Origin of the sequence: Paracoccus onchidii (assembly GCF_028294535.1) — a bacterium.
Lineage (GTDB): Bacteria > Pseudomonadota > Alphaproteobacteria > Rhodobacterales > Rhodobacteraceae > Paracoccus > Paracoccus onchidii.
On the sequence record NZ_JAQBIE010000007.1, the window covers coordinates 134,215 to 152,245 of the forward strand.

The 18,031-nt window shown below is 62.1% G+C and carries 17 protein-coding genes; 5 read left to right on the forward strand and 12 right to left on the reverse strand.

What is annotated here, in order from left to right:
* Positions 1–18: 18 nt before the first annotated feature.
* From PAF17_RS06645 to PAF17_RS06680, 8 genes are all read right to left on the reverse strand, one after another.
* The gene (locus PAF17_RS06645) at positions 19–1,245 is read right to left on the reverse strand and encodes a glutathionylspermidine synthase family protein (protein WP_271888311.1); all 1,227 of its coding nucleotides are present in this window, start codon (positions 1,243–1,245) and stop codon (positions 19–21) included.
* Positions 1,246–1,331: 86 nt separating this feature from the next.
* A complete protein-coding gene (locus PAF17_RS06650; protein WP_271888312.1) occupies positions 1,332–2,357 on the reverse strand; it encodes an SIS domain-containing protein in 1,026 nt (341 codons plus the stop codon).
* The gene (locus PAF17_RS06655) at positions 2,354–3,124 is read right to left on the reverse strand and encodes a GntR family transcriptional regulator (protein WP_271888313.1); all 771 of its coding nucleotides are present in this window, start codon (positions 3,122–3,124) and stop codon (positions 2,354–2,356) included. The genes PAF17_RS06650 and PAF17_RS06655 overlap by 4 nt, the downstream gene beginning before the upstream one ends.
* A 204-nt stretch (positions 3,125–3,328) precedes the next feature.
* Complete coding sequence (locus PAF17_RS06660; protein ID WP_271888314.1) at positions 3,329–4,270, reverse strand: TonB family protein; 942 nt, start codon at positions 4,268–4,270, stop codon at positions 3,329–3,331.
* A gap of 1 nt (position 4,271) precedes the next feature.
* Positions 4,272–4,652, reverse strand: coding sequence for a biopolymer transporter ExbD (locus PAF17_RS06665; RefSeq protein WP_271888315.1), 381 nt, complete (start codon positions 4,650–4,652; stop codon positions 4,272–4,274).
* 4 nt (positions 4,653–4,656) lie between these two features.
* On the reverse strand, positions 4,657–5,052 hold the full coding sequence (locus PAF17_RS06670; RefSeq protein ID WP_271888316.1) for an ExbD/TolR family protein: 396 nt from the start codon (positions 5,050–5,052) through the stop codon (positions 4,657–4,659).
* Positions 5,049–5,735: a MotA/TolQ/ExbB proton channel family protein gene (locus tag PAF17_RS06675; RefSeq protein WP_271888317.1), complete on the reverse strand. Its 687-nt coding sequence runs from the start codon at positions 5,733–5,735 to the stop codon at positions 5,049–5,051. Before PAF17_RS06675 ends, PAF17_RS06670 begins: the two co-directional genes overlap by 4 nt.
* Positions 5,732–6,523, reverse strand: coding sequence for a siderophore-interacting protein (locus tag PAF17_RS06680; RefSeq protein WP_271888318.1), 792 nt, complete (start codon positions 6,521–6,523; stop codon positions 5,732–5,734). The genes PAF17_RS06675 and PAF17_RS06680 overlap by 4 nt, the downstream gene beginning before the upstream one ends.
* Before the next feature lie 162 nt (positions 6,524–6,685).
* Here PAF17_RS06680 and mobA point away from each other — a divergent pair, with 162 nt between their 5' ends.
* From mobA to PAF17_RS06695, 3 genes are all read left to right on the forward strand, one after another.
* Positions 6,686–7,306 carry a molybdenum cofactor guanylyltransferase MobA gene (gene mobA / locus PAF17_RS06685; protein ID WP_271888319.1) on the forward strand — a complete coding sequence of 207 codons (621 nt, stop codon included), beginning with the start codon at positions 6,686–6,688 and terminating at the stop codon, positions 7,304–7,306.
* Between the two features lie 170 nt (positions 7,307–7,476).
* The gene (locus tag PAF17_RS06690; protein WP_271888320.1) at positions 7,477–8,634 is read left to right on the forward strand and encodes an SAM-dependent methyltransferase; all 1,158 of its coding nucleotides are present in this window, start codon (positions 7,477–7,479) and stop codon (positions 8,632–8,634) included.
* A 102-nt stretch (positions 8,635–8,736) separates the two neighbouring features.
* Positions 8,737–9,459 (forward strand): tryptophan-rich sensory protein, encoded by a 723-nt coding sequence (locus PAF17_RS06695; RefSeq protein ID WP_271888321.1) that lies wholly within the window; start codon positions 8,737–8,739, stop codon positions 9,457–9,459.
* Positions 9,460–9,491: 32 nt separating this feature from the next.
* Here PAF17_RS06695 and PAF17_RS06700 read toward each other — a convergent pair whose 3' ends face one another.
* The gene (locus PAF17_RS06700; protein ID WP_271888322.1) at positions 9,492–10,868 is read right to left on the reverse strand and encodes a cryptochrome/photolyase family protein; all 1,377 of its coding nucleotides are present in this window, start codon (positions 10,866–10,868) and stop codon (positions 9,492–9,494) included.
* A gap of 156 nt (positions 10,869–11,024) precedes the next feature.
* Here PAF17_RS06700 and cobA point away from each other — a divergent pair, with 156 nt between their 5' ends.
* Both cobA and PAF17_RS06710 read left to right on the forward strand, forming a co-directional pair.
* The gene (cobA, locus tag PAF17_RS06705) at positions 11,025–11,807 is read left to right on the forward strand and encodes a uroporphyrinogen-III C-methyltransferase (RefSeq protein WP_271888323.1); all 783 of its coding nucleotides are present in this window, start codon (positions 11,025–11,027) and stop codon (positions 11,805–11,807) included.
* A 101-nt stretch (positions 11,808–11,908) separates the two neighbouring features.
* Positions 11,909–15,406 carry a calcium-binding protein gene (locus tag PAF17_RS06710; protein WP_271888324.1) on the forward strand — a complete coding sequence of 1,166 codons (3,498 nt, stop codon included), beginning with the start codon at positions 11,909–11,911 and terminating at the stop codon, positions 15,404–15,406.
* Here the strand turns inward: PAF17_RS06710 and queG are convergent.
* From queG to mtgA, 3 genes are all read right to left on the reverse strand, one after another.
* Positions 15,403–16,509, reverse strand: coding sequence for a tRNA epoxyqueuosine(34) reductase QueG (gene queG, locus PAF17_RS06715; protein ID WP_271888325.1), 1,107 nt, complete (start codon positions 16,507–16,509; stop codon positions 15,403–15,405). The two genes, PAF17_RS06710 and queG, sit on opposite strands and share 4 nt — an antisense overlap.
* Entirely contained in the window at positions 16,487–17,173 is a 687-nt protein-coding gene (gene fzlA / locus PAF17_RS06720) for an FtsZ-binding protein FzlA (RefSeq protein WP_271888326.1), read from the reverse strand. The genes queG and fzlA overlap by 23 nt, the downstream gene beginning before the upstream one ends.
* Positions 17,174–17,251: 78 nt before the next feature.
* Positions 17,252–17,986 (reverse strand): monofunctional biosynthetic peptidoglycan transglycosylase, encoded by a 735-nt coding sequence (mtgA, locus tag PAF17_RS06725; RefSeq protein WP_271888327.1) that lies wholly within the window; start codon positions 17,984–17,986, stop codon positions 17,252–17,254.
* Between the last annotated feature and the right edge of the window lie 45 nt (positions 17,987–18,031).

The following is an 18,031-nucleotide window of genomic DNA, read 5'->3' on the forward strand; positions in this document are numbered from 1 at the left end:
TCTGCTCCTTTGCGGCGGTCAGTCGGCGATGAAATGGGGTTTGAAACGCGAAAGATCTTGGGTGATGCGTGACCGGTCTTCCCGCAGCCCCATGCCGACGCAGCTGTGGCCAACGATCCACGCCCCGATCACCGGGCGAAAACCGTCGAAGTCGGGCAGCGGATGATAGGCCTGCACGATGCGCGGATGGTGATCATAATCGGTCTTGGGCGAAGATTCGACCACTTTGCCATCCTTGACGATACTGACCGATGCCCCTTCGCGCGAATATATCGGCTTGACGACATGGCCGCGCCGCAGATCAGCGGCCGCGCGTTCAAAGCTGTCGGCTATGGCGCGATCCGGGCGGCCATTCGCCACCAATGCATCGGCCACATCATCGGCGAAAAAGGCGGGCAGCAGGTTGGGGTGGCCTTCGAACATGTGCCACAGGACGGGCAACAACCCCTTGTTCGAGACGACCGCTTTCCATGCCGGTTCCAGGAACATGCAGCCTGATCCGGCAATATGGGTGGCATATTCGTCCTGCAGCAGGTCTTCCCAGGGATACAGCTTGAACAGCGTTTCCATGACGCGGTTATCGGCATCCAGGAACTGCCCATCTGTGCTGAGCCCGATCTTGTCCAGGTCACTGTAGTGCGCGCCCATTCCGGCCTCGCGGGCGGCCCAGCCCATCGCCTCGACGGTGGCGTAATCTTCCGGGTTGCCACCTGCTGCGGTGAAATGCAGATCGGTTCCGGCGGGAAACAATTCCTTGAAACGCGCGATCAGGGCTTCGTGGATGCCGTTGAACTGGTCACTGCTCGCGTCCAGCACCCCTGCTTCCATCTGGTCTTCCAGCCATTGCCATTGGAACGCGGCTGTTTCGTATAGGGATGTCGGCGTATCTGCGTTGTATTCCAGCAGCTTGGCGGGGCCAGACCCGTCATAGGCCAGATCGAACCGGCCATAGATTTCGGGTTCCGACCGTTTCCAGCTATCTGCCACCAGATCGCGATGCGCTTCGGGGATGCCAAGCCGGGCCATCAGGTCGTCGCTGGCGATGACATGGGCTGCGGCTTCGCGGCACATGGCATGCAGTTCAGTCGAGGGGTCTTCGATATCGTTTTCGATCTGGTTCAGATCAAAGCGATAGGCCGAGTTTTCATCCCAATAGGGTTCTCCGTGCATGTCGGCAAAGGTAAAGTCGGCATCCTTGGCGGTCTGGCGCCAATCGGCGCGTTCGGGAAGCGAGATCTTTTGCATGGGCTTCGTCTATCGCGGTGCCGCGGCCTGAACCAGAGCAATTCGGCGGTATGCGACGCTGATGCACACCGCCGCCGAGCAACGCCCTAGACGGTTTCGGTAACTTTGCGCAGATGTGGAGGCGTGTCCGGGTCAAAGCCCCGGCGGCGGGCCAGCGATTCGACAAAGGCATAGAAACTGGCCGAGATGACCAAAGGCGCCACCAGGGGATGCAGGTCGGGAACCGATGGCAGTTGTGTTGCGCCTTTGGCCTCTGCGCCGGTCAGGAACACATCGGCCCCCTGTGCGGCAAGGCGTTCGGCCGTTGCAGTCAGCTGTGGCAAGGCCATGTCGTCGACGCCCAGTGCCAGAACCGGGAAATTCGCCTGCACGATCGCGGCGGGGCCATGCAAGACCTCGGCGGCGCTATAGGCTTCGGCATGAATACCCGACGTTTCCTTGAATTTCAGGGCGGCTTCACTGGCAATCGCAAAACCGGGGCCGCGGCCCAGCACAAAAGCCTGAGATGCGCGGGCCAGACGCGATGATAGCGGCGACCAATCCAGCGCCACGGCCTGCGACAACGCATCGGGCAGATCCGCGACTGCCTTGCACAAGGCGTCGTCCTGCGACCATTCGGCCAGCAATGACAGGCCCGCAAGAACCGAGGTCACAAAGGTCTTGGTGGCAGCCACGCTTTGTTCCTGGCCCGCATGAAGGGCAAGGCAATGTGCCGATGCCTGTGCCAGCGGGCTGTCGGCATGGTTGGTGATGGCCAGCGCAAGCGCGCCGCCGGCACCGGCGGTTTTCATCATGTCGACCAGATCGGGGCTGCGTCCCGATTGCGAAATGCCAATGCAAGCACCATCCTGCAACTTGAGCGGTCGCTGATAGATCGATGCGACAGATGGGCCCACCGATGCCACCGGCACCCCCATCTGCAATTCGATCGCGTATTTCAGATAGGTTGCCGCATGGTCCGACGATCCGCGTGCCACGGTTGCGATCACCCGTGGATCGCTTTGGCGCAAGGCATCGGCCGCAAGACGAACGGCATCGCGAGAGCCGGACAGGAAACGTTCGGCCACGGCGGGTATTTCTGCGACTTCGCGGGCCATGTGGCTTTGGGTCATGGGGCGTTCCTCTGGATGTCTGATGACAGGTTCAGTTCCACGGCAAAATCGAAGGCATCGCCGCGATACAGGGATTGGGTGAATTCGATGGCGCGCCCCGAGGCCAGATAGGCCAGGCGCTCGATTCGCAGGGCGGCCGAGCCTTCGCCGACCTGAAGCAGTTCGGCGTCGTCGCGGTCCAGATTTGCCGCGCCGATACGTTGGACGGCGCGCACGGGGCGCAGACCAAGGTTCTGCAAAGCCGCATAAAGCGACATGCCGACCTGTTCCGGCGCGGGCAAGATATTGGCGGGAAGGGTTGCGCATTCGACTGCAAGGGGAACCGATCCGGAACTGCGCACGCGGGTCAGCCGGGCCACCGGTTCGGCGTCACGCAGGTCCAGCGCGGACATTTCGCCTGGGGTCGGGCGATCGATCACACGGCTGATCCAGCGGCTGTCCACATCGCGCCCGTGCTGTGCCATATCTTCGGTAAAGGAGGTCAGGGCGGACAGCGCCTGATGCATCTTTTCGACCTTTTGGGCAACGAATGTGCCAGATCCGCGCCGCTGCATCACCTGCCCTGACGCCACCAGCGCCGCGACGGCCTTGCGAATCGTGACGCGGGACAGGCCGGTCATCGCGGCCATGTCCCGTTCCGAGGGCAAGGCATCCCCCGGGTGCAAACGACCCGATTGGATGGCCAGCGCAATCCGGCGGTGCAGCTGAATATATAGCGGGCCGTCGCCTGTCGCATTGAACGCGTCCGGGTTGAACAAATCGCTCATGCTGGTTCGTGACCGGGCGATTTCGGCCGGTCTGACCGGTATTGGTGGTTGGGCGGGTTGGATGCGGGCAAGCTGGGCCTCCTGTTGGTGTGCATAATACCAAAGCAATACCAGATGAAAACCCCCAGAATGAAAGCGCCCGCCACGACGGATGTCGTCGGGCGGGCGGGATCGGGTGGCGAAATCAAGAGAGTGCTGATCGGGTCAGCGGATCCGCACCGGCTGGGTAAAGGCGTAGCTTGCCTGCGTCAGCGCCTTGGGCGCGGCTGGGCAGCGGGCACGTTTGGCGCCACGTGCGATTTCGCGATCGACCCGCGCATTTCCCGACGACCCGGTGACCTGTGCGGCCTGCACGCGTCCATTGCGCCCCATGCGGATGCTCAGGGTCGCGCGCAATCCCGACCCGCCTGACGTGCGCGCGATGCTGCGCAGCAGGCAGGCCGAGATCTGTGCCTGCCATTTGGCCTGGATGCTGGCGCGTTGCTGGGCGCTGACGCCTCCGCCACCGCCGCCTGAACGCGAAGCATTGGCCTGGCCACCCTGTCCTGCACGCGATGGGACCGCGGCTTGTTGGGTTTGCTGCTTTGTGCTGCGTTTCTGTGGTTGGGCTTGTTTCGGCTTTGCCGGCTCTTTTTTGGTGACCTGGCGTTTGGGCGCAGGTTTGCTGGGGCGTTTCGCCGGGCGTTCAGAGGCGCTGAGTGCCAGTGCGGGCTCGACTTCGATCTCGGGCGGTTCGAAGTTGCGCAGCTCTGGCAGGTCGGCCTTGTCGATCTCGACCGGCGGTGCCTCTGGGGGCGGCGGCAGGTTGGGGCGCGCCGCAGCTTCGGGTTGGGGCAGCGATGTGGGCTGGGCCATCGCAACCGTTTCGGGTTCAGGCATCGGCGCGGGTGGGGTGTCAGGCATGTCTTCGACCACCGGCTGCGTCTGTTCGGGTTGGACGGATTCGGTCTCGGCGGCAGGCGGGGCATCCCATTCTGCGACCAGTTCCTGAATATCGGCCGAACCGGCCGCCAATGCGGCGGGCGGGGCATCCTGGGGGGCGCCGCGTTTGACCTGATCGGGCAGCATCAGCCCCGCTGCGGATACATGCAGCGCGGCGGCGATCACAAAGAACCCGGCGGTTTCAATTGCGCGTCTTGACGGCATGTCAGCCTCCGTTCACGACCAGTTGCGCGCCGGAATCCGTTGTCTGGCGCAGCTGTTTCAGGACAGCGGCCAGATGACGTGCTGGCATCTGGCTGTCGGCGCGGATTTCCAGTGCTTCGGGAACATCGCGTTCGGCGATCAGGGGCCAGACATCCTCTCCGCGGGCATCGTTATAGGCCAGCTGCCCCTCGGCCGAGATGTAAAGCACGCCATTGTCCCGCGCTGCGGTTTCCGCCTCGCTTTCGGGGGGCGTGATCTCGAAAGGTTCCCGAGGCGCGATTTGCGCCGTCAGCAGGAAGAAGATCAGCAACAGGAAGACCACATTGATCATCGGAATGATCGATTCGGCCTTTGGCTTGCGGGGCGGTATGTCGATTTGCATCGGCTTACTCGATCAGGATCAGATTGGACAATCCACCGGCCTGCAAGTGATCCATGATCTCGACCATTCTTTGCAGATCGGCGTCTTCCCGGGCGCGCAGCACCACCGCGCCCCCGTCTTCGGGCATCAGCGCCTTCAGCGCGTTCACCAGTTCGGCAGGATCGGTCTGGGTGCCATTCAGCGAAACCGCATCGGGGGTGATGTCGACAAGACGCGGTGCGCCTTGCCATTCGCTGGCCGCCCCTTCCGCGCCACCCGCGATCGGCAGCACCGCGTCCATTCCGAAACGCGACGACAGCATGAAGAAGATCAACAACAGGAACACAACGTCGATCATCGGCGTCAGGGACATCCTGCGCGGATGTCGGCGTGGTCCCAGATCGATGCTGTCCTGTGTCATTCCGCCGCCTCGAGGCGCAGCGCGGCCTTGGGTTCGGGGGGCGGAGATTTGACGAAGATACGGGTCGCCAGATCTTCCATGTCGGCCTGCAACTTGTCGACGACCGATTCAAGCCAGCTCAGCGCGACCCCCGCAGGAATCGCGACGGTCATGCCGGCAGCGGTGGTCAGCAATGCTTCCCAGATGCCGCCCGCCAGTGCCGATGGATCGGCGCGGTTTCCGGCCTCTTGCAGAACCTGAAAGGCAGAAATCATCCCCAGAACCGTGCCCAGCAGACCCAGAAGCGGTGCGATCGTTGCAATCAGCTCCAGTGCGCGCAGGCCTTCCCGCGCCCGATACAGCGTTTGCCGCGCGATCCGGGATGTTTCTTCGCGGGCGGTCTTTTCATCGATGGACGGATCCAGCGTGGTGCCGATCGCCGCCTGTGCCACACGCGCACGCGCCGAGGGGCGGCCTTTGACCTCGGCCAATGCCTGAGATCGCTGCCCCTGAGCCCAAAGCTGCAGGGCACGGCGCGAATGGCTGCCGCCCCACACACCCAGTTGCCACAGGGAAAAGATTTTCCAAAGGACGACTGCAACGGTCACGACCGACAATGCCGCAATCAGCCACATGGTCCAGCCACCATCACGGATCAGCGAAAATAGCGGGATGGCTTCGATTGTTGGGGCAAGAGAGTTCATTTTGCTTCTCCGTCGGGGATGGAGTCGGGATTTCGGGCTGCCGACCAATAGGCGGCCAGATGGGTGCGGTCTTTCGCGAACCCGAGATCGTCCAGAATGGTTGATTTCAGATGTGCCAGACGCGATTTCTCGGTCGCCAGCCAGATCGCGTCGGCATCGGTGCCTTCGACGCGCAGTCTTGCGGCCAGCTCTACCTCGCCATGCGGGGCGACATGCACTTTGATGCCGGGATGTTCGGGCAGAGGATAGTCACTGCTGTTTCCGAACAGGTAACAGTTTCCTCGGGTGCTGTCGGGCGCGGCCTCGATCGTGCGCGCCAATGCGGGATAGGCGGTTTCATCGCCGCCGATCAGCAGGCGTCGCCCATGCGCCACTCCGCCACCACCGGGACCGTTCAGCCCGACGGTATCCCCGGGTTTCGCGTGTTGCGCAAATCCACAGATACGGCCTCCGTCATGGATGAAGATGTCGGTATCCATCCAGCCCGCAGCCGCGTCGATCATGCGCACCGTATAGGCCGGCCGATGCAGCGCGTCCGCGCCTTGGGGCCAGATGGTGCGGCCATCCTGATCCAAGGTCGGCCAGAGCGGGGCAAGGGTGCCCGGAGGTTGAAGCACCAGCCGGAAATGGATGATCTGCTGGGAAAAACGGTACAGATTGTCCGCCTCGATACGCATCCGCAGAAAGTTCCGGCCAATCGGCGCAACCGAAGCGACCCGGCCCAGGCTGAAGCTGGGTGGCGCGGATGCTGCGCTGGCTGGCAGCAGGGGGGATGATTCATGCCGCATCTTCGTGACCCTGTATCAGTGCCTGCATGTGGATGACGCTTTCAGCATATGCAGGTTTCTGCCGTCCGCCTAAGGTTTCCGACTAAATATGTCAAGAAAGGCGCGGTGCCGCAACGCGCCCATGTGCTTGAGCCCGGGATGACAAGGCGTCATTCTGGGGCAATGACCAGATTTCCCGCAATCATACTGGCAGGTGGGCGTTCCTCGCGCATGGGCGGGGGGGACAAGGGGCTGCTGGCGCTGAACGGCAAGCCGATCATCGGCCATGTCATCGACCGCCTTGCCCGGCAATGCCAGCCCCTATTGCTGAGCGCGAATGGCGATCCGCAGCACTGGGCGCGGTTCGGCCTGCCCATCCTGCCGGATGATCTGCCCGACCGTCCCGGCCCGCTTGCGGGTATTCTGGCCGGTCTGGACTGGGCGGCCGGGCAGGGTCACGATGCCATCGTCAGCGCGGCGGCCGACACGCCCTTTCTGCCGGATGATCTTGTTGCGCGCCTTGCAACGGGCAGAGGGCCAGAGGGGTTGGCTCTGGCGGCGACAAGAACGAGGCAAGGTCTGGTGAATGAGCACCCGACCTTCGGCCTGTGGCCCGTGTCGATCCGGGCGCGCTTGCGGGCCCGCCTGATGCAGGGGCAAAGGCGGGTCCGGGATCTGGCGCGCGTTCATGGCGCGACCCTCGTGATCTGGGATGAAAGCGCCGGGTATCCGTTCTTCAACATCAATACCCCTGATGACTTGCATCAGGCCCGCGCGCATGCGCAGGGATTCGACTGCCCCTAGGCTGCCGCACCGTTCCGGGCTGCGTGCATCCACGGTATCGGCAAGAGTTTTCTCGATTCGTCGCCGGTCTCGGGTGTATCATCCATGACTGTCATGGCGCATCGCGGATCCGGGGGCACTGTGTTTCGGATGATCAGATGCACCGCGATGACGGGAAAGGAGGGGAACACATGTTGCAGCGAAGGCTGACGCAAGAGTTTCTGTCGACCGTAGCGGCAATTCGACGCGGGCGGCTGACTTTGACGACACCGGATGGGGCGATACGCGTTTTCGGAACCGGGGATCGGGGTCCGGATGCGGATTTCGTCCTGCATGACTGGCGGGCCATCCCCGCGATCGCGGCGAAGGGCGATATTGGTCTTGCCGAGGCCTATCGCGACGGATGGTGCGATACGTCCGATCTCGAAGCGTTGCTGCGGCTTGCCTTGTTGAACGAGGATGTTCTGGACCGATACATCTATGGCCGTCGCCTGCAGGCTTTGGCGATGCGCGCGCTGTATCTGTTCAACCGCAACACCCGCGCCGGGGCAAAACGCAACATCTCTGCACATTACGATCTGGGCAATGAGTTCTATGCCCTGTGGCTGGATCGCAGCATGACCTATTCTTCGGCGCTGTTTGGCGATGGCGATGATCTGAACGGTGCGCAGCAACGCAAATATGATCGCATCATCGACAACCTTGCCCGCAGGTCCGGGCGATTGCTGGAAATCGGCTGTGGGTGGGGCGGATTTGCTGAACGTGCAGCCGACAGGGGTGATTTCGCGACGAAAGGGCTGACCTTGTCACAGGCGCAGGCGGATTTTGCCCGCCAACGCTTGGGCCGCAGGGCCGAGATCGCGATTCAGGATTACCGCGATGAGCAGGGGCGATTCGACCATATCGTGTCCATCGAGATGTTCGAAGCCGTCGGAGAACGGTACTGGCCCGCATATTTCGGCAAGCTGGCGCAGGTCATGGCTGATCGTGGCAGGGCCGTTGTGCAGACCATCACTGTGGCAGACCGATACTTTGACCGGTATCGCAAGGGCGGCGACATGATCCGCAGCTTTATCTTTCCCGGCGGTATGCTGCCATCGCCTGCGCGCTTCGAGGCCGAGGCGGCGCGTGTGGGGCTGTCTGTGCAAGATGCCTTTGGGTTCGGCCGCGATTATGCACGCACCTTGCGCGAATGGCTGCGGCGTTTTGATGGCAGGCGCCCGGAAATCCTTGGTCTGGGGTTTGATGACGCATTCATAAGAATATGGCGATTCTATCTGGCGGCCTGTGCCGCGTCCTTCGCGGTCGGGCGCACGGATGTCGTTCAGTATCGCATGGCGCGGCAGTGACCGCAGGCCCAAAGGGAACGTTTCATTGCCGGGGGCGTTGATCGCCCAATTGCCGTTTCCGCCTGCAATATGTGGGCGTCAGACGTGAACCCGGAGACCATGATGACACGATTTCTTTCGCTGCTGGTTCTGATCGCTGCGCTGGCATTTGTGGCGTCACCTTTCCTGTTCGGGCAGTTTCAGGGATATCCGCCCGAACTGTTCCCCGTGCCGCAGGACGAGCCGCCGGTGCAACCGGTCGGATGGGCGTTTTCGATCTGGGGCGTGATCTATGCCTGGCTGGTTGCCGGTTCGGGCTTTGGGCTGATTGCACGCCATTCCGACGATGATTGGTCCGCGATGCGATGGCCATTGCTGTCAAGCCTGATCATGGGGTTTTTCTGGATTCCCTTGGCCGGGAACGCCCCCGTTCCGGCAACGGTTCTGATTCTCGCAATGGCCATCGCGGCGATTGTCGCGATGTTGCGTGCGGGCTCGGGCGATCGGTGGTGGCAATTATTGCCGATTGGCATCTATGCGGGCTGGTTGACAGCGGCCAGTGGCGTGTCGCTTGGGATCGTTCTGGGGGGATATGGCATCATGTCGCCGTTCTGGGCGGCGGTCCTGTCCCTGATCGCGGTTTGTGCTGTCACGCTGGTTGTGCAGAAAGCCCGCCCGGATTGCCAAAGCTATTCACTGGCGGTGGTGTGGGCGCTTTTGGGGGTGGTCGCGGCTAATCTGTCACCGGCCAGTCCCGCGATTGTCGTCGTCGCGGCACTGGGAGGGCTGGCGGTTGTCGCGCAGCTGGTTCGAATGCGCTTTGCGCGTTTCGGGGACGCGCATTGACGACATCTGAAGCGTCAGGGACGGTGGGGCAGTCAGTTCTTGAATCGCTGATAAGCGGTCATGGCGCGCGACCGGCCGCTGGCAAGCGAATGTTCGGGTGACGCCGCGCGAGCAAGGTCAATTTTCCAGCTGCGGGGGGCGGCGTCGCGAAATGCCTGCGCCGCCATGCTGTCGGACTTTAACCAATGGTCGCGATACCGGGCTTCCCGGTCGAATTTTTCGGCTTGGGTCACCGGGTTGAATATCCGGAAATAGGGCGAGGCATCGGGGCCACAGCCCGCGACCCATTGCCAGTTCATTGCATTCGACGCCGGATCCCAATCGGTCAGGGTTTGTTTGAACCATGTCAGGCCGACCCGCCAATCTGTCAGCAGGTGCTTGGTCAGATAGCTGGCCGCAATCATCCGCACCCGGTTGTGCATCCTGCCGGTCGTGAACAATTCGCGCATGCCGGCATCCACGATGGCAATGCCCGTGCGACCCTGACGCCAAGCGCAGGCCTGCGGGCCGTCCTCTTGCCACGGAAAATCATTCCATTCAGGTCGCCAGCAGCTTTCCGCCATTTCCGGCATGGCGTGAAACAGATCGCGCGCGAATTCGCGCCAGGCGATTTCACGCAGGAAATCATCTGTTCCCGGAATTTCGCGCAGTCGCGCATCGAGGCCCTTGCGCCAGATGCGGCGGGCGCTGATTTCGCCGATGGCGAGGGAATCGGACAGGCCGGATGTGCCTTGGGCCTCGTGCGGCAGATCGCGCAGGCGGTGATAATGCGCCACGCTTTCATCCAGAAACCGATCCAGCCGTTCATGGGCCGCGTCTTCGCCTGCCTCGATATGGTCTGCGACAGGATCCCAGCCCCGCGCCATCGCCGTGCGGGCTTCGGGCCATTCTACGCCGTCGCTTTCTGGCCATGTTTCGGGTGCAGACAGGCGGGGCGCGGGCAAGGGTGGCGCTATTTCCTTGGCCCGCAAGGCTTTCCAGAATGGCGTGAACACCTTGTAGGTCGTGCCCTGGCCGGTGGTGATGGATTCGCGGGCCACAAGATCGGCCGCAGGGTGCAGGATCAGCCTTGCACCATGCCGTTCGACCACCGTCCGCAGCCCGCGATCGCTGGCAAATGGAAAGCCCTCGGTGCTGTGCAGCTGGGTCGCGCTGGTTTCGGCAAGAATGTCCGCGATGACCTTGGACGGATCGCCGCGCCGAACGATCAGACGGCTGTGGTGGCGATGCAATGACGCCTGCAGCCGGGGCAACGACATGGCCTGGCGCTGCGCGCTGGCCGGATGGTCGCGGGCTTCTTGCGGGTCAAGAATGACCAGTGGAATGACGGGGCCTGCGGTGCTTGCCGCGACAAGGGCCGGGTGGTCATCCAGACGCAGAACCCGTCTGAACCAGCAGATTACCGTCATGCGAACCTCTTTCTTTGTTCAGGGTTACACGCGTGAAAGCGGGAAAAGTTGCAATCTTTACAAAGAAAGCATCACGGCAAAGGCCCGCCTTGGCATTGTCAGCATCGCCGCCGGTGGTATAGCTGGGAATGTGAATTGCCCAGATAGGCCACTGACGTGACGCAACCTTCTTCGCCCAAAGGCTTCGTATCCCTCGTTTCGGCCGGGCCGGGTGATCCGGAATTGCTGACACTGAAGGCGGCGCGCCGGCTTGCCCAGGCGGATGTCGTGCTGTTTGACGATCTGGCATCGGGACCGGTGCTGGACCATGCGGGACCGCAGGCGGAACTGGTATCCGTCGGCAAGCGTGCGGGTCGCCCGTCGGCGCGGCAGGATCACGTAAATGCCTTGCTGGTCAGCCATGCACAGGCTGGCCGCCGCGTGGTGCGGCTGAAATCCGGCGATGCGGGTATTTTCGGACGGCTGGAGGAAGAACTGGTCGCCCTGGCCGGGGCCGGTATCGCATTCGAGATCATACCCGGCGTCACCTCTGCCAGCGCGGCGGCGGCGGCGGCTGGTATTCCGCTGACCCGTCGCCTGACCTCGAGGCGGGTGCAATTCGTAACCGGAGCCGATGTCACCGGAGAGCTGCCCCATGATGTCAACTGGGCCGCGCTTGCAGATCCGGCGGTGACGACGGTGGTATTCATGGGGCAGCGCAGCTTTCCGCGCCTGGCCGAGGGGCTGAAGGCCCACGGGTTGTCTGATGATACGCCGGCGCTGTTTGCCGAGGCCGTGGGCCATCCCCATCAACGGCTGGTTCGCACCACGGTTTCGAAACTGGCCGCGATGATGGCCCAGGCCAAGGTGGTGCAACCCGGCATCATTCTCTACGGGCCGCTGGCCTTTGATACGCCGGAATTGCACGGCGGATCCCCGGGCGCGGCACCCGATAGCTAAAATCCCGATTACTTCCTGTGTCGTTTGGGATGCGGATGAATGGCTTGTTAATCTGGCGGGCCTAGGGTCGTGGCGTCACATAGCTTGGGTCCTGTAAACCGATGTTCACCTATCGCCACGTGGTCACGCATGGTGCGGCCACATCACGTTGGCTGATAAATGTAACCGATCTGGTCATCGCACGGGTCGGGGGCGAATATTTCCTGTTCTCGACGACCCATCATGACGGTGGCATCACCAGCTATTCCTTTCGCGATCCCGACAACGCGATCGAGGTTGCGGGGCACCAACCCTATCCCAACGGATTTTCCTATCAGGGCGCACCAGAGCTGTCGCTGCTGGATATTGGCGGGGGCAGCTATCTTCACCTTGGTCAGCTGGGTGGCGCGGAAGGCCTGACATCATATATCGGATCCGACGGTGGCCCCGCCTCGTTTCAGCGCATGTTTCCGACCGCTGTGATCGGCACCAAGCTGACCGCGATGGGTCAGTTCTCTGCCGGCGCGGGCGACTTTGTATATGCGGCACAGGCATCGGATCTGACGCTGAAGATCTACAGCCAGTCCGCGACAGGTGAAATTGCACCTGTGTCCTCGGTTGAACTGCCGTTGTCGGGCGGAATGCCGGGGGCGTCGCTGGATCAGATCATTGATGTCGTGGTTGATGGTCAACGACTGCTGATTGCCCTGTCATCGGGCGGGAATTTCGTGTCGACCCACAAGATCGGCGAGGACGGTGTGCTTGGCGCCGGGGCCATGCATGTATCGGCACAAGGAACCGGATACTCTGTTCCAAATCATGCCGCGACCCTGCAATTCGGCGGGCGGGATTTCCTGGTGGTTTCCGGGGCCTCTTCGTCGTCTCTCAGCGTGTTCAAGCTGTCCCGCGACGGGGCGCTGGAGGTGACCGATCACGTGATCGATGAACTGACAACCCGGTTTCGGTCTGCCACGGCGCTGGAAACGGCGGTCATCGACGGGCGCGGCTTCGTGTTCGCGGGTGGGGCTGATGACGGGCTGTCCGTGTTCAGCCTGTTGCCCGATGGGCGTTTGCTGCATGAGCTGAATATCGTGGACAGCCAGGCAATGTCGCTGGCCAATGTCAGCGATATCGAGGCTGTTGTGTCCGGCGGCAAGATCGGCCTGTTCGTGTCAAGCGCGACGGAAACCGGCGTCACGCAGCTATCGCTCGATCCGGGGCGTATTGGCGACACCGGATTCGCGGCATCGGGAGTGGCGCGCGGTGGCGAGCGCGACGATATGCTGGTTGCCCGTTCCGGCACCACGCGGCTTGACGGCAATGGCGGTGACGACATCCTGGTTCCCGGGGAAGGCGACATCACCATGTCCGGGGGGGCAGGCAATGATGTATTCGTGCTGTCCCGCGCCGGACATATCGTGATCGAAGATTACAACCCCGATCAGGACCGGTTGGACATGTCATTGCTGGGGATGATCCGCAGCACATGGCAACTGAGCTTTCAGCCCCAGTATACCGGCGTCCGGATCAGCTATGCTGGCACTCATGTCGATATCTATACATCGGATGGCCGGTCGTTGACGGCTGGCGATTTCTCCAACGACATGTTTCGCGTGGCCCATTACATGCTACCTGAACTCGATCCCCAGGCCGTATCCGAAGACGATGCCCCCACCACGGTCGGGCGATGGTTGTTTGGCGGCAATGACCCGGACCAACTGCTGGGCAGCCAGGGGCCCGACAACATTCAGGGCAGGGCGGGCAATGACACGATCTCGGGGTCAGGCGGTCACGACAGCATCCGCGGCGATGAAGGTCATGACCAGTTGCGCGGCGGAGATGGTGCTGACCGGATCCTCAGTGGAACCGGTTTCGACACGATTTTCGGCGATTCAGGTCAGGACAGCATCTGGGGCGAGGATGGCGAAGATCTGATTTATGGCGGTCAGGGCGCAGACTGGCTGTTTGGCGGGCTGAACAATGACCGGCTATATGGTGGTGACGGCGCTGACCGGATCTTTGGGGAATCCGGGCATGACACACTGGTCGGTGACGATGGCGATGACTGGCTGGAAGATCTGTCGGGCAACAACAACCTGATCGGCAGCGATGGCGACGATACGCTTGTTGCCGGTGCCGGTCAGGATCTGTTGTTCGGCCAGGCGGGGCGCGATCGTCTTTATGGCGGTGGGGGGCGCGACGAAATATCGGGGGGCGATGGCGATGACCGGCTGTGGGGTCAGGACGGCGCGGATCTGTTGAGGGGCGAAAGCGGGGCGGACACGCTGGACGGGGGGGCAGGAAATGACCGTCTGTTCGGGGGCACCGGAAATGATGACCTGTTCGGCGGAAGCGGGCATGATCTGCTTCAGGATGCCAGCGGTGACAACCGCCTTGACGGCGGTTCGGGGCGCGACACGCTGATTGCGGGAAGTGGGTCCGGCGGGGGGCGCAACCAGCTGAAAGGCGGCGATGGCGACGATCTGCTGACGGGCGGGGCTGGTCATGATTCCCTGTATGGTCAGGATGGTGGCGACCTTCTGCATGGTGGCGGCGGTGACGATTTTCTGGGGGCGGGCACAGGAAATGACACGCTATATGGCAATGATGGCACAGATACGTTGCAGGCCAGTTCCGGGCGCAACCTGTTGCTGGGCGGGCGCGGCTTTGACGTGCTGTTTGGTGGCGATGACAATGACACGCTGCGCGGTGGATATGGGCATGACCAATTGGAGGATATGTCCGGCAACAACCAGCTTTTTGGGGATGACGGGGAAGACCGGCTGACTGCCGGTTCCGGGACCGATTCGCTATATGGCGGAAATGATGACGATCTGCTGAAAGCGGGGGGCGGGAACGATCTTCTGGATGGAGGCGGCGGTAATGACACGCTTTACGGCCAATCGGGCCATGATGTCCTGAAAGGCGGAAGAGGCAGCGATCTGATTGGCGGCGGCGGTGGGAACGACCGGATTCTCGGCGGGTATGGCCACGACACCCTGATCGGCAGCAATGGTCAGGATTGGTTGCAGGATCCGGGCGGCAACAACAGGCTGGAAGGTGGCAGCGGCAATGACACGCTGATTGGCGGCACCGGCAGGGACAAGCTCTATGGCAATTCGGGCCGTGATGAACTCACGGGCGGCAATGGTGATGATACGCTGTTTGGCGGGCGCGGCGATGACCGGATCGATGGCCAGAAACATGATGACAGCCTGGATGGCGGCTATGGGCATGACAAGCTGTTCGGGCGCAGCGGCGAGGACACGTTGTTTGGCCGTTCGGGCGACGATACCTTGCTGGGCGGGGGCGGGCGCGACTGGCTTTATGGCGGGCAGGGCAGGGATGTTTTCAAATATACCGACAAAGGCGACAGCGGCACGGGCAGCAAGTCCGACGTCATTGTGAATTTCGCGCAGGGGCAGGATGTGCTGGACTTGGGGCCGCTTGACCTGCGCTATGTCGGTCAACGCGGGTTCCATGATGATCATCAGCTGCGCTGGCAGCATGTCGGATCGGAAACCCGCATCCAGATTGATCTGGATGGTGACGGGCGGGCCGATATGGTGATCCGGCTGACTGGGCATTACGACCTGTCCGCTGATGATTTCCTGCTTTAGCGATCGGGCATTAATCGCAGCGCAGCCCATCTTGCGGCATCCGCGACCGCCTCATCCGGATCTTCGGTCAATCGTTGCGCGATCGGGCGCAGCCTCTGTTTTCCTGAATTTCCGATTGCATACAGCACATTTCGCACCATGCGATTGCGCCCGATCCGCTTGATCGGACTGCCCGAAAACCTTGTACGGAAGGCGGCATCGTCCAGCTGGGCCAATTCCTCGAGCGGGGGCGCGTGCACGATACCATGGTAGCGCATTTCCTGCCCTTGCTGGGCAAACTTGTTCCATGGACAAACCGCAAGGCAGTCGTCACATCCATAAATTCGATTGCCCATCAAGGCACGCAGTTCGGGATCGACCGGGCCGTGATGCTCAATCGTCAGATAGGAAATGCAACGCCGCGCATCCAGTTGGAACGGCGCGGGGAAGGCCGCTGTGGGGCAGGCGTCCAGACAGGCACGGCATGATCCGCAATGTTCGTGTTCAGGTGGGTCGGGGGGCAAGGCGCAGGTTGTGAAAATGGCCCCCAGAAAGAACCAGCTGCCCAGATCGCGCGACAGAAGATTGGTGTGCTTGCCCTGCCAGCCGAGGCCGGCGGCTTCGGCCAAGGGTTTTTCCATCACGGGCGCGGTGTCCACGAAAACCTTGATCTGTTCTTCGGGGCGATGTTCCAGCAGCCACCGGCCCAGTCGCTTCAGGCGTTTCTTGACGATGTCATGATAGTCGCGCCCCTGTGCATAGACACTGATCGCACCATGATCTGGATGTTTCAGCACCTCCAGCGGATCATGATCCGGGGTGTAAAGTTCGGCCAGCATGATGACCGATTGCGCTTCTGGCCACAGTGCCGCTGGATTGCCGCGCCAATGCGTGCGTTCCGCCATCCAGCCCATTTGACCATGGCGGTTTTCCTGCAGAAATTCTTGCAGGCGCCCGGCCACATGGGGAACGGCGTCGGGCCGCGTGACGCGCATCTTGGCAAACCCCATTTCCTGCGCCTGTGCGTCAAGAACCCGCTTGAATTCATGCAGGTCGGGATCACCTGTCGCCCCGCCAGCAGCTTTGGCGGGGCGGGGGTGCCTATCCGAAGTCGAGTTCGGCATAATGCGGGGCCGGATGGATTCCGGGGACCTGATCGGCCAGAACCGAGCGGAACGCGGGGCGCGACTTGATCGTGGCATACCAGTCGCGCAGCATCTCGGACCGGTCCCAATCCACATCAGAGATATAGTCCAGACAAGAAAAATGCGCCGCCGCCGTGAAATCGGCCAGCGTCAGCGTATTCCCCGCCAGCCATTTGCGCGTTTCCAGAAGGGTTGTCAGATAGTCGACATGTTCCTTGATCGCCCGCAGCCCGTCCTTGACGGCACGGCTGTCTGGATAGCCCGAGCGCATGATCTTTTTCCAGACCCGCTCATTCATGATGGGCTGTGTCACCTCGGTGTTGAACTTGTCGTCGAACCAGGCGCACAGGCGTCGCACCTCGTGGCGTTCCAGCGGCGCCTGGGGCATCAGGGCCGGTGTCGGCACCGCCTCGTCCAGATATTCGACAATGGCCTGGCTTTCGGCCAGCATGTTGCCGCGATACCGCAGCACCGGCAGTTTTCCGGCCGGATTCCGGCGTTTCAGATCGGGCGGGCTTTCCCAATAGCGTTCTTCGACCAGTTCCACCTCGATCTTCTTTTCGGCCAGAACCAGCCGCACCTTCCGGCAGAAGGGCGACAGCATAGAATGGTAAAGTCGCGTGGTCTGCGTATTGTTATTCATCGACTGCTCGAGACCTCATTGTTTCGCAACGCCGCCTTGATAAGCGCGGGCCCCGTCCGTTTCAACTGTGGGCAGGCGCTAGAGGCAATCGGCGCGGCCATCCCGCGCGATCGTCGCGGCACCGTCGGCGATCGATCGCGACCGGCGCGAGGCACGGTTCGGATCGCGCGCCTTGGGTGCGGGCAACACCGCCGCCAGGCGGGCCGCCTGCACCGCCGTAAGATCGGATGGTTCGACGCCGTAATATTCTCGCGCCGCCGCGCGCACACCAAAGATGCCGGGACCGAATTCGGCGACATTCAGGTAAACCTCAAGGATGCGCGATTTGGACCACATGGCTTCGATCAGCGGTGTATAGGCGGTTTCCAGCAGCTTTCGCGGCCAACTGCGGCCCTGCCAAAGAAAGACGTTCTTGGCGGTTTGCTGGCTTATTGTCGACGCCCCCCGGCTGGACCCGGATGCCACGACCTTGCGGATCTCGGCCATGTCAAAGCCCCAATGAAGGCAGAAATTTGCATCCTCTGCGGCCACGACCGAACGGCGCATGACGGGTGAAATATCTTCGATCGTCACCCATGATCGCGACTTGATCGGATATTGACGGGATTCCGCGACAATCGTCCATGTCGTCGGTGGATTGATCAGGCCATACACCGCAACCAGCACCGCCATCAGCGTCAGAACCCGCACAAGAAACCACCGCAACCAGATGAGCAGACGGCGCAGGGGGCGCCAGCGGACTGTCTTCCGTTTGTCGCCCGGCTTCGAGGGCAGGTCGGTCGCCGGTGGGCGGAACAGGGCGCGCAGGATCATGATCGGGATTTCTCATGCGCCGGCACGTTCCGTCAAGGCAATGTA